Here is a 14,119-nt window from a genome sequence, read left to right as displayed (position 1 = left end):
CTGGCACACAGCGGACACTCATGCATCCGTACGACGGCGCCCGGCCGAGATGCGAACCGTGTCCCGGCCGGTAAGTCTGGGAGAGAAGCCTCTACATCAGCTAGGAGGGTTGCCATGTCCCTCATGGACAAGCTCAAGGGCATGCTCAAAGGGCACGAGGACCAGGCGAGCAAGGGCATCGACAAGGCCGGCGACTACGCCGACGAGAGGACCGGCAACAAGTACCAGTCCCAGGTCGACACGGCACAGCAGAAGATGAAGGACGAGCTGGGCGGCCAGGACAGGGACGCTCCTCCGCAGCCGTAGATCCGCGACCACCGGACCAGACGACCACGCGAGGCACCGCCCGGCCCTGCCGTAGCTGGGTGTGTGCCTGCGGCTCCGGTTCAGGCCGCGCGGGCGCCTAGCGCCGGTTCCACTCGTGAGGCGCCGGTGACCAGGGCCGCATGGGTCCAGTCGGGTTCGTGCGCCGCCGGTTCGGCGGCGCGGGCAAGGGAACGGCGATCGGGATGGCTGCCCGCCGGGATCACCGGCCGGACCTCCACCTCGGCCACCAGCCCGCGCGACGTGGCCACCCGCCACATCGAGGCGAGCAGCGTGTCCTCGCCGACGAAGGCCGGGGCGGTGCTCGCCGGGCCGCCCGCGACCCGGTAGTGCAGCCGCACCGGCTGGACCGGTACGCCCGCGTCGAGAGCGGCCTGGAAGACGGCCCGGTGGAAGCGGCCCTGGGCCCGCCCGCACCAGGTGCTGCCCTCGGGGAAGGCCACGACCGCGGCACCGCCGCGCAACGCCTGCGCGATACGGGCGACGGTGCCGGGCAGGGCGCGCAGCCGGTCGCGTTCGATGAACAGGACACCGGCCCGGGCCACCAGCGCCCCGGCCACGGGCCACCGGCGGATCTCGGTCTTGGCGAGCATCCGCGCCGGGCGCACGGCGGCCAGCAACGGGATGTCCAGCCAGGAGATGTGGTTGGCCACCAGGAGCAGACCGCCGGTGGGCGCGGCGGTGCCGGTGACGCGGACCTGGACCCCGGCGGCCCGCACGATCGCCCGGCACCACCGCCCGACCAGCCCGGCGGGGATCCTCCCGCCGAGCGGGGACAGCACGATCCCGGTCAGCACCAGGACCGCGACCCCGGTGATCCGCAGCACGGCGCGCGGTACGGCCGTGGCGGACCCCGTCGGCTCCACACACGCCCCCGGGGTGCAGGGCGCGCTGGGCAGCCAGACGCTCATCAGGCCGGGACGAGCGAGAGGAAGTGCCGCAGATAGCGCGGGTTCACCCGGCGCATCGACAGCAGCACGTACAGGTCGGCGACCCCGAAGTCCGGGTCGTGCGCGGGCTCGGCGCACACCCAGGCGCCGAGCCGGAGGTAGCCGCGCAGCAGCGCCGGCAGTTCGGTCCGCTCGGTCGGAGCCTCGGTGCTCGGCACCCACGGCAGCAGAGGCCGTACCCGGAATTCCTCGGGGGCCAGGTGCTTGGCGCTGACCCGGTGCCAGGTGGCGGAGGCGAGCGCGCCGCCGTCGGCGAGCGGCATGGAGCAGCAGCCGGCCAGCCATTCGTGCCCACGATCCACCATGTAGCGGGCTATCCCGGCCCAGATCAGCCCGATGACGGTGCCGTCGCGGTGGTCGGGGTGCACGCAGGAGCGGCCGACCTCGACCAGGCCCGGCCGGATGCCGTCGAGCGCGGTCAGGTCGAACTCGCCCTCGGAGTAGAGTCGTCCGGCGACCGCGGCCCGGTCCGGCGGCAGCAGCCGGTAGGTGCCGACGACCTGCCCGGTCACGGTGTCACGCACGAGCAGGTGGTCGCAGTACGCGTCGAAGGGGTCGATGTCGTGGCCCGGCTGCGGGGTGGACAGCAGGGCGCCCATCTCCCCGGCGAAGACCTCGTGCCGCAGCCGCTGGGCGGCACGCACGTCGGCCTCGTCGGCGGCGAGCGTGACGGTGTAGCGGGTGGGCGCCGCGGGCTGTGGGGGGCGGTCGAGGGTGGAAACGCCGGTCATGGCTCTCTCCTGGTCACGGGCCGGGTCGGCGAAGCGGACGGCGGACCGGTGGCGTTCGGTCTGCCGCACCTGTTCTTCCGATGCCGACTGACCTCCGCGTGACCGGCGCAGAGAAAGCGGGTGTGAGGTTGTTGAACGGCTCGCTCAGCGGGCCCGCACAAGCGAGACGGGGCCGGTGAGCACCACTCCCGACCCCGCCCGTCCGCCCCAAGGCGAACGCCACCAGGGGCACGGGGAACTGCGCAACAACCCACGACGCACCCGCACCCGAAAAACCCCACGCAAGCCCCACCAGGGGCACGGGGAACTGCGCAACAACCCACGACGCACCCGCACCCGAAAAACCCCACGCAAGCCCCGCCAGGGGCGCGGGGAACTGCGCGACAAGCCACGAAGCACCCGCACCCGAACCACACCCCGAGCCACCCCTGTAGGGGCGCGGGGAACTGCGCAACCACCCACAACCCACCCGCACCCGAAACAACGCCCCAGCCCATCCCCATAGGGGCGCGGGGAACTGCGCAAAACCGCCCGCGCTACCCCTTACGTACAGCCCGCAGCCACTCCTTGTTCATGCCCGTGATGGACACCAGTGGGATGCCCTTCGGGCAGGCGGTGGCACACTCCCCGGTGAGCGTGCAGCCACCGAACCCCTCCTCGTCCATCTGCGCCACCATGTCCAGCACGCGCATCTCCCGCTCGGGCGCACCCTGCGGCAGCACGTTGAGGTGGTTGACCTTGGCGGAGGTGAACAGCATCGCCGCCCCGTTCGGGCACGCGGCGACGCACGCCCCGCACCCGATGCACTCCGCGTGCTCGAACGCGAAGTCGGCGTCCGGCTTGGGCACGGGCGTCGCATGGGCCTCGGGCGCGGCCCCGGTCGGCGCCGTGATGTAACCGCCGGCCTGGATGATCCGGTCGAACGCCGACCGGTCCACCACCAGGTCCTTGATCACCGGGAACGCCGAGGCCCGCCACGGCTCGATGTCGATCGTGTCGCCGTCCTTGAAGGACCGCATGTGCAGCTGGCAGGTGGTGGTGCGCTCGGGTCCGTGCGCATCGCCGTTGATCACCAGGCTGCAGGCGCCACAGATGCCCTCACGGCAGTCGTGGTCGAAGGCGACCGGGTCCTCGCCCTTGAGGATGAGTTCCTCGTTGAGCGTGTCGAGCATCTCCAGGAAGGACATGTCGGAGGAGATCCCGTCCACCTCGTAGGTGGACATGGCGCCTTCGGCGTCGGCGTTGCGCTGCCGCCAGACGCGCAGGGTGAGCTTCATGCGTAGCTCCGCTGAGTGGGGTGGACGTACTCGAAGACCAGGTCTTCCTTGTGCAGGACGGGCGCCTCGCCGGTGCCGGTGAACTCCCAGGCGGCGGCGTAGGAGAACGCGTCGTCCTTGCGGGCCGCCTCGCCGTCGGGCGTCTGCGACTCCTCACGGAAGTGGCCGCCGCAGGACTCGTCGCGGTGCAGCGCGTCGAGGCACATCAACTCGGCCAGTTCCAGGTAGTCGACGATGCGGTTGGCCTTCTCCAGCGACTGGTTGAACTCCTCGCCGGTGCCGGGCACCTTGATGCGCCGCCAGAACTCCTCACGGATCTGCGGGATACGCTCCAGCGCCTTGCGCAGTCCGGCGTCGCTGCGGGCCATGCCGCAGAACTCCCACATGAGTTCGCCGAGTTCGCGGTGGAAGGAGTCCGGGGTGCGGTCGCCGTCGACGGCGAGCAGCAGGTTGAGGCGGTCCTCGGTGTCGGCCAGGGCCTCCTGGATGACGGGGTGTTCGGCGGTGACCGTCTCCTGGTGCGGATGGCGGGCCAGGTAGTCGTTGATGGTGGCCGGCAGCACGAAGTAGCCGTCCGCCAGCCCCTGCATCAGCGCCGACGCGCCGAGCCGGTTGGCGCCGTGGTCGGAGAAGTTGGCCTCGCCGACGGCGAACAGGCCGGGGATCGTCGTCTGCAGGTCGTAGTCGACCCACAGGCCGCCCATCGTGTAGTGCACGGCCGGGTAGATGCGCATCGGCACCTCGTACGGATCCTCGTCGGTGATCCGCTGGTACATGTCGAAGAGGTTGCCGTACTTGGCCTCGACGGCCTTCCGGCCCATCCGCTGGATCGCGTCGGCGAAGTCCAGGTACACGCCCTGCCCGCCGGGGCCCACCCCCCTGCCCTCGTCGCAGACGTTCTTGGCGGCGCGGGAGGCGATGTCGCGCGGCACCAGGTTGCCGAAGGACGGGTAGATGCGCTCCAGGTAGTAGTCGCGCTCGTCCTCGGGGATCCGGTTCGGCGGGCGGGTGTCGCCCTCGGCCTTCGGCACCCAGATCCGGCCGTCGTTGCGCAGCGACTCGCTCATCAGGGTGAGCTTGGACTGGTGGTCCCCGGTGCGCGGGATGCACGTCGGGTGGATCTGGGTGAAGCACGGGTTGGCGAAGTAGGCGCCGCGGCGATGGGCCCGCCAGATCGCGGTGGCGTTGGAGTTCATGGCGTTGGTCGACAGGTAGAAGACGTTGCCGTAGCCGCCGCTGGCGAGGACGACGGCGTCGGCGACATACGTGTCGGTCTTCCCGGTGATCAGGTCGCGGGCCACGATGCCGCGGGCCCGCCCGTCGATGACGATCAGGTCCAGCATCTCGGTGCGCGGGTGCATCTCCACGTTCCCGGCGGCGATCTGCCGGGACAGCGCCTGGTAGGCGCCGAGCAGCAGTTGCTGGCCCGTCTGGCCGCGGGCGTAGAAGGTGCGGGAGACCTGGACGCCGCCGAAGGAGCGGGTGTCGAGCAGGCCGCCGTACTCGCGCGCGAACGGCACGCCCTGGGCCACACACTGGTCGATGATCTCGACGGAGATCTGGGCGAGGCGGTGCACGTTGGACTCGCGGGCGCGGAAGTCGCCGCCCTTGACGGTGTCGTAGAACAGCCGGTGGATCGAGTCGCCGTCGTTGCGGTAGTTCTTCGCGGCGTTGATGCCGCCCTGCGCGGCGATGGAGTGGGCACGGCGCGGGGAGTCCTGGTAACAGAACTGGACGACGTGGTAGCCCTGTTCGGCGAGTGTGGCGCCCGCGGAGCCGCCGGCCAGGCCGGTGCCGACGACGATGACCGTGTGCTTGCGGCGGTTGGCGGGGTTGACCAGTTTCGCCTCGAAGCGGCGCTTGTCCCAGCGCTCCTCGATCGGTCCGGTCGGGGACTTGGTGTCGACGGCCGGCTCGCCCGTCGCGTAGTCCGTGTAGGCGGTGGGGATGGTCATGTCAGCTCACCACTCCGGTCATGACGCCCACGGGTACGGCGATGAAGCCGGCCGTGAGCAGCAGCGCGAGGACGTTGGCGCCGGCCTTCAGGGCGCGGTCGCGGGTGCGGCTGCCGACGCCGAGGGTCTGGGCGGCGCTCCAGAAGCCGTGCCGCACATGCAGGCCGAGCGCGAGCATCGCGACGATGTAGATGACGTTGCCGTACCAGGTGGAGAAGGTGTCGACGACGTTCTGGTAGGGGTGCCCCTCCTGGAAGCCGCCGGAGTGCACGGTGCCGGTGGTCAGGTCCAGGATGTGCCAGACGATGAACAGGGCGAGGATGATCCCGCCCCAGCGCATGGTGCGCGTCGCGTAGCTCGCCCGCGGCTTCCTGTGCACGTACTTGCTCGGGCGGGCCCTGAGGTCGCGGCGGCTGAGCTGGTACGCGCAGACGGCGTGCGCGACGACGGCGACGACGAGGACGACGCGGATGACCCACAGCGTCCACTCGTAGTGCATGAACGGCTCGCCGATGGTGCGCAGCCAGTGGCCGTAGCGGTTGTAGTCGCCCGGGCCGAAGAAGATCTTCAGATTGCCGAACATGTGGACGGCCAGGTACAGCAGCATGATCAGGCCGCTGACCGCCATCACGGTCTTCTTGCCGACGGAGCTGTCCCACATCGCGCGCGCCATGGACGGCCGTCGGTCCGTCCGCGTTGCCAGTGCCATGCCCTGCACGCTAGGGCCGTTCGGCCCTATCGGTCCAAGACATGGTCCAGCTGGTTTCCATAGGCACAGGCTATGGCAGGGCTATGCTGACCTGATGCAGTTCCAGCAACTTCAGTACTTCGTTGCGGTCGCCGAGACCCGGCACTTCACCCGGGCCGCGGAACTGGTCCATGTCGCCCAGCCGTCGCTGTCCCAGCAGATCAGGGCGCTGGAGCGGGAGCTGGGGGCGGATCTGTTCCTGCGGGCCCGCGGCAACATCACACTCACCGACGCCGGCGAGGCGCTGCTGCCGCTGGCCCGGCGGATCCTGGCCGACGCGGACACCGCCCGGTACGAGGTGCAGGAGCTGGTGCAGTTGCGCAGCGGACGCGTCCGGCTGGGCGCCACCCCGAGCCTGTGCACCGGCCTGCTCCCGGACGTGCTGCGCGCCTTCCACGACCGCTATCCCGGCGTCCGGCTGCTGATCGAGGAGGGCGGCTCGCACGACCTGGTGCGGGAGCTGGCGCGCGGCGCGCTCGATCTGGCGCTGGTCGTCCTGCCGCTGCCGACGCCGTCGCCCGCGCTGACCACGGTGGAGCTGCTGCGCGAGGACCTGGTGGTGGTCTCCTCGCCGGAGGCCCCGGCGCCGGGCCTCGGCGGACGCCGCCCCGTGCGGATCGCCGACCTGGAGGGTGCGCGCCTGGTGATGTTCCGGCACGGGTACGACCTGCGGGAGCTGACCGTCGCCGCGTGTCGCTCCGCTGGGTTCGAGCCGGATTTCGCGGTGGAGGGCGGTGAGATGGACGCGGTGCTGGGTTTTGTGCGGGCCGGGTTGGGGGTGGCCGTCGTGCCGCGGATGGTCGCTACACGGTCGGGGCGGGGCCTGCGGGTCACTCCGTTGGCCCGGCCGGGGTTGCATCGGACGATTGCGCTGGCGCACCGCAGTGACGTGGCGCCGCCGCGGGCCGCGCGGGAGTTGCAGCGGATGTTGCTCGAACGTTGACGGTGGCTGCGCCGCTTTGGCGGTGGGGGGTGCGGGTTGTGGGGGCGTGTGGGTGGGTGGGGGGTGCGGTGTTGGTGGAGGGTGCGGGTGGGTGGGGGTGCGGGTCTTTGCGCAGTTCCCCGCGCCCCTTCGCCGTAGCGCCGGATCGCTATCGCGCCGTCGGGGAGTGCGGGTGCGTCGTGGTTGCTCGCGCCGTTCCCCGCGCCCCCTAAGGGGCGGGGGACTGCGTGGGTGACCGTACGTGGTCAGGTTGTTGCGTCTGCCAGGGCCAGGTGGTGGAGGCGTTCTGGGGGGCCGGGGCGGGCGTAGTACCAGCCCTGGGCCGTGTCGCAGCCCAGTATGCGCAGTTGTTCGGCCTGCGCACCGGTCTCCACGCCCTCCACGGTGACCGCCAGATCAAGGCTGTGGGCGAGCGAAACGATCCCCTCCACGATCTTGAGGTCGACGGGATCGGCCGGGAACCGCTGCATGCCCTGGGTGAAGGATCGGTCCAGCTTGAGGATGCTCACCGGCAGACGGCGCAGGTTGGCGAGGTTGGAGTAGCCGGTACCGAAGTCGTCCAGGGCGATGTCCACGCCCATCTCGGCCAGCCGGCGCAACGGCTTGAGCAGGTCGTCGTCCGCGCCGATCAGCGCGGACTCGGTGACCTCCAGGCACAGCGCGTCGGGGGCGACGCCGGTGCGCTCCAGGATCTCCACCGTGTCCTGGACCAGACCGGGATGGCTGAGCTGGCAGGGCGAGAGATTGACGTTGATGCGCAGCGGACCGCTCGGCGTCTGCTCGCCGTACCGTTCCCGCCACTCGCGCGCCTGGCGCACCGACTGCTCCAGGACCCAGCGGCCCAGCGGAACGATCAGCCCCGTGTGCTCGGCGAGCGGGATGAACCGGTCGGGGCCGATGACCCCGTGCTGCGGATGCAGCCAGCGGACCAGCGCCTCGGCCCCGCGGACGCTGCCGTCGCCGAGGTGCACCAGCGGCTGGTACTCGATGAAGAACTCGCCGCGCTCCAGGGCCGTCGGCAGCGCCGTGGTCAGCCCGTGCCGGGTGATGGCGCGGGCGTCGGCCTCCGCGTCGGCCAACTCGAAGCGGTTGCCGCCCGCCGACTTGGCCCGGTACATGGTGATGTCGGCGCTGCGCAGCACCTCCGCGGCGGTACGCTCGCCCGCCGGGCCCTCCACGATGCCGATGCTGCCCCGCACGAGCAGCTCACGGCCGTCGACGCTGACCGGGGTGACGAGGGCGTTCATGATGCGCTCGGCCAGCTCGTCGACCTCTTGCTCGGTCTCGGGCCCGGTGGTCAGCGCCACGAACTCGTCGCCGCCGAGCCGTGCGACCATCTCGCCGGGCGCGGTGGCGCAGGCCTGGAGCCGGTCGGCGACCTCGACCAGCAGCCGGTCGCCGGCCGCGTGGCCCAGGCTGTCGTTGATGGTCTTGAAGCCGTCCAGGTCCAGGTAGCACAGACCGAAGCGCTGGCCCTCGCCCGCGCCGAGCGCCTTCTCCAGGCGTTCGAAGAACAGGGTGCGGTTGGGCAGTCCGGTGAGCGCGTCGTGCGTGGCCTCGTAGCGCAGCCGCAGGTTGAGCAGCCGCCGCTCGGTGGTGTCCTCCATGAGCGCGAGCTGGTACTGCGGGTTGCCGTCCGCGTCGCGCAGCAAGGAGACCGTGAGATTCGTCCACAGCACGGTTCCGTCGGTGCGGTTGAACGCCTTCTCCACGTGGTAGTGCTCGCGCTCGCCCCGCACGAGTTCGTCGTAGAGCCGCCAGGTCTGCGGCGCGTCCTCGGGGTGCGTCCACTCCGGTACCCGGCGGCCGCGCAGCGCCTGTTCGGAGAGCCCGAACATGCGCAGCAGCGCCTCGTTGACCTGGAGCACCCGGCCTTCGAGGTCGGCGATGCCGATCCCTATGGCCGCGCCCTCGAACACCGCGCGGAAGCGGGCGTCACTGGCGTGCAGCGCCTTCGCCACCACCCCCTGGGCCTGCAACGCGGCCCGGGCGATGGCCTCCTGCTCGGCCAGGGTCCGCTCGCGCAGCGCCTGCGCGAACCCGGCCGCCATGGCGTGCTGCAACCGGGAGCAGCGCATGCGCAGTTCGTCCTGCGGCCCGTCCTCGCCGCAGTACAGCACCAGGTAGGCGTCGACGCAGTCCAGGGTGCGGGTCAGCGCCTCCGGGTCGGTGCAGTGCGCGTCGATCAGCGCGGCGCCGACCGCCTTCGCCTCCTCCGCGTCGAAGCCGCGCCGACGCAGCGCACGGCTCAGCCGGCGCGCGAGCGGCAGGAGTTGTTCCTCGAACTCCGACCGGGTCAGCGACGTCGAGGTCACCGGGAACACGGCCCGGCTCCAGATCGTCGCGAACCGCCGCAGTCTGTCCTCCGGCCCGTCCGGCTCCGCGATCACGCCGTACGCCCCACGCCCGCGAAGCCGGAGAAGGCGAACGGATCCTCGTCGTCCGGGCCCTCCGGTTCCGGCTCCGGGCGCCAGCGCGGCATCGCCACCAGTCCGGGTTCCACCATGTCGTACCCCTCGAAGAACCGCGCGATCTCCTCGCGCGAGCGCATGATCAGCGGGTTGCGAATGTCCTTGTACACGTCGACCGCGCCCGCGGCCCGTTCGGGCGGCAGCGGGATTCCCTCGTACGAGGCATGGGTGAGGATCAGCAGGCTGCCCGGCGCGAGTGCATCGCGCAGCTCGGCCACCGCACCGTAGGGGTCGTCCGCGTCTTCCACGAAGTGCAGTATGGCAACGAGCAGGAGCGCCACTGGCCGATTCTGGTCGATCAGTGACCGGACCTCGGGGCTCGACAGGATCTCCCGGGGCTTACGGAGGTCCGCGGCGACGACGCCCGCGTTCTCGTTGCCCGCCAGCACCGCCTGGCTGTGCGCGACCGCCACCGGGTCGTGGTCGACGTACACCACGCGGGCGCCCGGCAGGGCCGCCCCGGCCACCTCGTGGACGTTGCCGAACGTGGGGATGCCGGAGCCGATGTCGAGGAACCGGGTGATGCCCTCCCCCACCGCGAAGCGCACGGCGCGACGCATGAACGCCCGGTTCGCCTGCATGATCTTCGGGAGTCCCGGCAGGAACTCCATGGCCTTGCGGGCCGCCTCCCGGTCGACCTCGAAGTTGTACGAACCGCCCAGGTAGTAGTCGTGGATACGCGCAACGCTCGGCACCGTGATGTCGATGCTCCGTGGGGCCCAGGCGGGACGCTCCATGTACCTCTCCAAGGCGTAGGCGATCCAGTGTTCGAGCTGAGGCTACTGATCGTCCGCCAATGGAGCGACCCGAAACGGAAATTGACCATCCGTTCCCGGTCACTGCCTCCGGCACGTGCCGGAACGACGCCGCAGCGTGACGGTGTGCTCGCGCAGCGGTCCGCCCCCTCCGTGCGGTGCGGAGGGGGCGGACCGGTGGTCGTGCGCCTGGTGTCGTGCGTCCGGCACTCGCTTGCCGTCGTCCCTCCCTTCCGCGGTGGTCCGATGCTGACTGGGGTGGCAAGATCAACCCTGGGGAGGTGATCCCTACTTGGGCGCGCCGACCGGCTTGCCGTCGGGCGCGACGGCGTACCAGGTGCCGCCCACGCCCTGACCGTTGGTGTCCCCCGGGGCCTCGTCACCGGCGAAGGTGTAGATCGGCCAGCAGTCGACGGTCATCTGCTTGGCGCCGTCGGACCGGGTGAAGCCCATCAGGCCCTTCTTCTCTACGCCCTTGGTGTCGTCGGCGTCGACCGGCGCGACCGCCGGCCACTTCTCCAGGCAGTCTCCGGTGCAGTTCGAGACGGGCTTGGGCCACGCCTTGTCCTTCATGAAGCGGTAGACCGTCATGCCGTTCTTGTCGACGACGATCTCGCCCAGCTTGGGGTCCTTGCGGGTGGACAGGCCGGGCAGGTCCGACTGGGCCGCCTTCTTGCCGTCGGGGGCGAGCGCGAACCACTTGCCGCCCACGCCCTGGCCGTTGACGTCACCGACGTTGACGTCCTTCGCGTAACGGTAGGCGGGCCAGCCGCCCACGGTCAGCTGCTTGCTGCCGTCGGCGCGGGTCACCTCGCCGAGCAGGGCCTTGTCGATGCCGGTGCCGGCGGTCGCGTCGTCCGCGGGCACCGGCGGCCAGGTCGTTGCGCAGTCGCCGTCGCAGTTCGACTTGGGCGGCTTGGCGGTGTCCTGGTCGAAGCGGTAGAGGGTGAGGCCCGAGCCGTCGGTCACTACCTTGCCCAGATCGGGGTTGGCGGCGACCGTGAGGGCTCCCGCCGGCGCGGCCGGGCTCGGGGAGCCGGAACTCTGGCTGCCGTCGGCGCCGTAGCCGTTGCCCGCGCCGGTCCCCGTGCCGACGCCACCGTATCCGCCCGCCGCGGCCGTGGCCCCGACGTTCTGGGCCGCCGACGAGGGGGTGGTGACATTGTCCTGACCGCACGCCGTCGTCAGTGCCAGCACCGAAGCGGCCGTCGCCACCAGTGAGGCGGCCCGCCACGAGGTCTTCATCGTCAACTCCCCATTATCGCCTGGATATTGCAGCGCTCGCTGCGCCGCCGCACGACACTGGGTACGGACGCAACGGGCCATCGTGTTCAACCGTCCCGAAGATTTCTTGGCGGCGTCCGTGGCACACCGCGACGGATGCGGCAGCGCGAGCGCCCCCGGAACACGGGCCGGCCTGCGGTGCGGGCCAGTAGGCGGCAGGTGACGGCACCCTGACCACGGCGCCGTATCTCCCCGTACTCCCGACACCCACATGCGCCGTTGGGGATCGGGGGGAGCGCCGGTGCGGGTGGGTGGGGGCCGGGCGCGCAGTTCCCCGCGCCCCTGGGTGGGCTGGCCCTGGGGGTGACTCCGAAGTTGCCGGGGCCTTCCGGGGTGGTGTACATGCGTACATGCGTGCGCACGGAGCGGGTTTCGGGGGCTCGGCGTTCAAACCGCCCGAAAGCCGCTTCCCCCCTTCGGGGCAATCCGCGGACTCTGCGGCGTGGCCGGACTCTCCACACTCCATGATCTCGGTCGTGCAACCCGAAGCGACCCGATTCCCGCCCGTGGCAAGGGCGTTGGCCCTGGTGACGCTGGTGTGGGCCTTCGTGGGCTGTCCGGTCGGCACGGCCAGGGCCGACGCCTGCGCCTACGCCGCCACCGGCCCGGAGGGCACGGTGGCGGTGGCCGTCGCGGGCGGCTCCTGGCCGATTCCTCCGCCCTGCCTGACGCCCACACCGACGCCCACGCCGACGCCGCCCCCACCCCCGTCACCACCGCCGAAGCCCACACCACCGAAGCCCACGCCCGAACCGCCGCCACCGCCGAAGCCGAAGCCGCCGGCCCCGCGGGCCCTGCCGCCGGCCCCGCCGCGGCCGGCCCCCACCCCGACGCCGAAGCCGACGCCGACCCGTACCCCGGCTCCCGCACCCCGGCCGTCGGCCGAGCCCGCCCCGCGGCCCTCCGCGACCCCGGTCAGCTATCCGCGCTACCGCCCCCGGCCGGCCGACCCCCCGGCGCACAACCGGACCTCCCCGGTCACCTATGTCCTGCTCATCACCATCCCCGCGATCGTCGCCGTCGCCGCGCTGCGTCCCCGCTGACCCCGGAACCGCGCCGGCTCCACGATTCGCTCGTTCCTGGAGGCACCCGTTGTCGGATTGGCTTGTTCTCGTCCTCGCGATGCTGGGCGCGTGCGCCGTGGTGGTCGTCATCACCCTCGTACGGCACCGGACCGCCGCCGAGGACGACGACCCCAGCGAGACCCCCGACGTCATCGAGTACATGACCATGTGGATCGGCGTCGTCTACGCCATCGTCCTGGGTCTGGCCATCGCCGGGGTCTGGGAGGCCCGCAGCGCCGCCCAGGACCATGTGCAGGCGGAGGCCCAGGCGCTGCACGAGATCTCGGAACGGGTCCGGGTCTACCCGCCCGACATCCGCGACGCCATTCGGGCCGACGTCAACGCCTATGCCGGACACGTCGTCCGCACCGAGTGGAAGACGATGGAGCGCGACGACCGCCTCACCGACACCGGCGCCCGGCTGCTCGACCGCATCCGCCGCGACGTCACCGACTACCAGCCGAGGACGGACTTCGAGGCGCAGGCCTACCAACCGCTGGTCGACCAGGTGACGGCGGTGGACCAGGCGCGCAGCGCCCGCGCCGACTCCACGGGGGCCACGATGCCCGGCGTGGTGTGGTTCGGGCTGTTCTTCGGAGCGGTGGTCACCGTCGGTATGGTGTTCGCCCTGCAGATCCGGCGCACCCCGCGGGAACTGGTCCTCGCCGGGCTGTTCTCCGCCACGATCGCGTTCATGCTCTTCTTGATCTGGATCTTCGACTCCCCCTACAGCCGGGGCATGGACGCGACGGCACAGCCGTTCCTGGACCTCTTCCCGAACATCAAGGGCTGAGAGGCCCGGCCCGCCACGGCGGACCGCCGGAGGGGTGTGCGCCGCACCGCGCACACCCCCGTCCGCAACGGGGATTTCGCCCGAACGGCCGCCGGAGATGACCCGTTCGCGCTACTGGGTTCGCGCACCCGCGCGAACATTCCTAGCGTTCCGGACATCGAGGTGCACGCACGGCGCAAGCGGCAGAGGTCCGCGGGCTGCTCCTCGGGTACCGGAGGAAACACCATGCGCGCGATACGCGTCGCTTCGGCCGCACTGCTGGGCACCGGCGCCCTCGTCCTGTGCGCCCCGGCCGCCGTGGCGGAGGACGGCGGCGGCAGCCACACCGTCACGCCGTTCGGTTTCGGGGTGGAACCGTCCACCATCACCGCGGGCGGCAAGGTCAACCTGCGCCTGGACCGCAACGACGGCTGCACGGGCGGCGCCACGGTCACCTCGGAGGTCTTCGAGACGGTCCGCATCCCGTCGGGGCGGTCGTCGGCCACGACCACGATCGGCCCGGACGTCAAGTCCGGCTCCTCGTACCGGGTGACGTTCAGCTGCGACGGGGCGAGCGGCTCGACGAACCTGAAGATCGCGGAAGGGCCTGCCGACGGCGGCCGGGACTCCGGGCCGGCCGTTCAGTCTCCCGGGGACGGCGGCTTGACGGGCACGCCGGTCCCGGGCGCGGTGCAGGCCGGCGACGGCGGCAGCATCGCCGGGTTCGACCTCGGGGAGATCGGCCTGGGCACGGTGCTGACCGCCGGGGCGGTCGGCACCGCCTGGCGGCTCGCGCACCGCCGCACCGGCGACGACACCTGACCGTGCCGCCCGGACCACGCGGC

Annotated in this window: 13 protein-coding genes; 5 read left to right on the top strand and 8 right to left on the bottom strand. The window is 71.4% G+C overall.

The window, feature by feature from the left end; all coding sequences use genetic code 11:
- Positions 1–114: 114 nt before the first annotated feature.
- Positions 115–306, top strand: coding sequence for an antitoxin (locus tag ACFYTE_RS03945; RefSeq protein ID WP_388704517.1), 192 nt, complete (start codon positions 115–117; stop codon positions 304–306).
- Between the two features lie 80 nt (positions 307–386).
- On the opposite strand, the gene ACFYTE_RS03940 is transcribed toward ACFYTE_RS03945, so the two are convergent.
- The 5 genes from ACFYTE_RS03940 to ACFYTE_RS03920 all read right to left on the bottom strand — a co-directional run bounded on the left by ACFYTE_RS03940 (position 387) and on the right by ACFYTE_RS03920 (position 5,910).
- Positions 387–1,235 (bottom strand): lysophospholipid acyltransferase family protein, encoded by an 849-nt coding sequence (locus ACFYTE_RS03940; RefSeq protein WP_388704515.1) that lies wholly within the window; start codon positions 1,233–1,235, stop codon positions 387–389.
- A complete protein-coding gene (locus ACFYTE_RS03935) occupies positions 1,235–2,005 on the bottom strand; it encodes a GNAT family N-acetyltransferase (RefSeq protein ID WP_388704512.1) in 771 nt (256 codons plus the stop codon). The genes ACFYTE_RS03940 and ACFYTE_RS03935 overlap by 1 nt, the downstream gene beginning before the upstream one ends.
- Positions 2,006–2,541: 536 nt before the next feature.
- A complete protein-coding gene (locus ACFYTE_RS03930) occupies positions 2,542–3,282 on the bottom strand; it encodes a succinate dehydrogenase/fumarate reductase iron-sulfur subunit (RefSeq protein WP_388704510.1) in 741 nt (246 codons plus the stop codon).
- Entirely contained in the window at positions 3,279–5,237 is a 1,959-nt protein-coding gene (locus tag ACFYTE_RS03925; protein ID WP_388704506.1) for a fumarate reductase/succinate dehydrogenase flavoprotein subunit, read from the bottom strand. The genes ACFYTE_RS03930 and ACFYTE_RS03925 overlap by 4 nt, the downstream gene beginning before the upstream one ends.
- A gap of 1 nt (position 5,238) precedes the next feature.
- Complete coding sequence (locus ACFYTE_RS03920) at positions 5,239–5,910, bottom strand: succinate dehydrogenase (RefSeq protein ID WP_388705162.1); 672 nt, start codon at positions 5,908–5,910, stop codon at positions 5,239–5,241.
- A gap of 130 nt (positions 5,911–6,040) precedes the next feature.
- Here ACFYTE_RS03920 and ACFYTE_RS03915 point away from each other — a divergent pair, with 130 nt between their 5' ends.
- Positions 6,041–6,928 carry a LysR family transcriptional regulator gene (locus tag ACFYTE_RS03915; RefSeq protein ID WP_388704503.1) on the top strand — a complete coding sequence of 296 codons (888 nt, stop codon included), beginning with the start codon at positions 6,041–6,043 and terminating at the stop codon, positions 6,926–6,928.
- A 245-nt stretch (positions 6,929–7,173) separates the two neighbouring features.
- On the opposite strand, the gene ACFYTE_RS03910 is transcribed toward ACFYTE_RS03915, so the two are convergent.
- The 3 genes from ACFYTE_RS03910 to ACFYTE_RS03900 all read right to left on the bottom strand — a co-directional run bounded on the left by ACFYTE_RS03910 (position 7,174) and on the right by ACFYTE_RS03900 (position 11,399).
- The gene (locus tag ACFYTE_RS03910; protein ID WP_388704500.1) at positions 7,174–9,318 is read right to left on the bottom strand and encodes a putative bifunctional diguanylate cyclase/phosphodiesterase; all 2,145 of its coding nucleotides are present in this window, start codon (positions 9,316–9,318) and stop codon (positions 7,174–7,176) included.
- Complete coding sequence (locus ACFYTE_RS03905) at positions 9,315–10,136, bottom strand: SAM-dependent methyltransferase (RefSeq protein ID WP_388704499.1); 822 nt, start codon at positions 10,134–10,136, stop codon at positions 9,315–9,317. Before ACFYTE_RS03905 ends, ACFYTE_RS03910 begins: the two co-directional genes overlap by 4 nt.
- A 306-nt stretch (positions 10,137–10,442) precedes the next feature.
- Positions 10,443–11,399, bottom strand: coding sequence for an SCO0930 family lipoprotein (locus ACFYTE_RS03900; RefSeq protein WP_388704497.1), 957 nt, complete (start codon positions 11,397–11,399; stop codon positions 10,443–10,445).
- A gap of 515 nt (positions 11,400–11,914) precedes the next feature.
- Here ACFYTE_RS03900 and ACFYTE_RS03895 point away from each other — a divergent pair.
- The 3 genes from ACFYTE_RS03895 (at position 11,915) to ACFYTE_RS03885 (ending at position 14,096) form a co-directional block, all read left to right on the top strand.
- Positions 11,915–12,481, top strand: coding sequence for a hypothetical protein (locus ACFYTE_RS03895; protein ID WP_388704495.1), 567 nt, complete (start codon positions 11,915–11,917; stop codon positions 12,479–12,481).
- A 49-nt stretch (positions 12,482–12,530) separates the two neighbouring features.
- Positions 12,531–13,295 carry a hypothetical protein gene (locus tag ACFYTE_RS03890; RefSeq protein WP_388704494.1) on the top strand — a complete coding sequence of 255 codons (765 nt, stop codon included), beginning with the start codon at positions 12,531–12,533 and terminating at the stop codon, positions 13,293–13,295.
- Between the two features lie 225 nt (positions 13,296–13,520).
- On the top strand, positions 13,521–14,096 hold the full coding sequence (locus ACFYTE_RS03885; RefSeq protein WP_388704492.1) for a hypothetical protein: 576 nt from the start codon (positions 13,521–13,523) through the stop codon (positions 14,094–14,096).
- The last annotated feature ends 23 nt before the right edge of the window (positions 14,097–14,119 follow it).

It is taken from the genome of Streptomyces sp. NPDC004629, assembly GCF_042873595.1.
In the GTDB taxonomy this organism is placed as follows: domain Bacteria; phylum Actinomycetota; class Actinomycetes; order Streptomycetales; family Streptomycetaceae; genus Streptomyces.
Note: the sequence above shows the minus strand (reverse complement) of the source record. Positions and strands in the feature narration are given on the sequence as shown.

Coding starts and splice junctions, on each gene's coding strand:
- ACFYTE_RS03930 (WP_388704510.1), bottom strand. CDS start 3,282: ATGAAGCTCACCCTGCGCGTCTGGCGGCAGCGCAACGCCGACGCCGAA.
- ACFYTE_RS03940 (WP_388704515.1), bottom strand. CDS start 1,235: ATGAGCGTCTGGCTGCCCAGCGCGCCCTGCACCCCGGGGGCGTGTGTG.
- ACFYTE_RS03905 (WP_388704499.1), bottom strand. CDS start 10,136: ATGGAGCGTCCCGCCTGGGCCCCACGGAGCATCGACATCACGGTGCCG.
- ACFYTE_RS03885 (WP_388704492.1), top strand. CDS start 13,521: ATGCGCGCGATACGCGTCGCTTCGGCCGCACTGCTGGGCACCGGCGCC.
- ACFYTE_RS03925 (WP_388704506.1), bottom strand. CDS start 5,237: ATGACCATCCCCACCGCCTACACGGACTACGCGACGGGCGAGCCGGCC.
- ACFYTE_RS03935 (WP_388704512.1), bottom strand. CDS start 2,005: ATGACCGGCGTTTCCACCCTCGACCGCCCCCCACAGCCCGCGGCGCCC.
- ACFYTE_RS03945 (WP_388704517.1), top strand. CDS start 115: ATGTCCCTCATGGACAAGCTCAAGGGCATGCTCAAAGGGCACGAGGAC.
- ACFYTE_RS03920 (WP_388705162.1), bottom strand. CDS start 5,910: ATGGCGCGCGCGATGTGGGACAGCTCCGTCGGCAAGAAGACCGTGATG.
- ACFYTE_RS03900 (WP_388704497.1), bottom strand. CDS start 11,399: ATGAAGACCTCGTGGCGGGCCGCCTCACTGGTGGCGACGGCCGCTTCG.
- ACFYTE_RS03915 (WP_388704503.1), top strand. CDS start 6,041: ATGCAGTTCCAGCAACTTCAGTACTTCGTTGCGGTCGCCGAGACCCGG.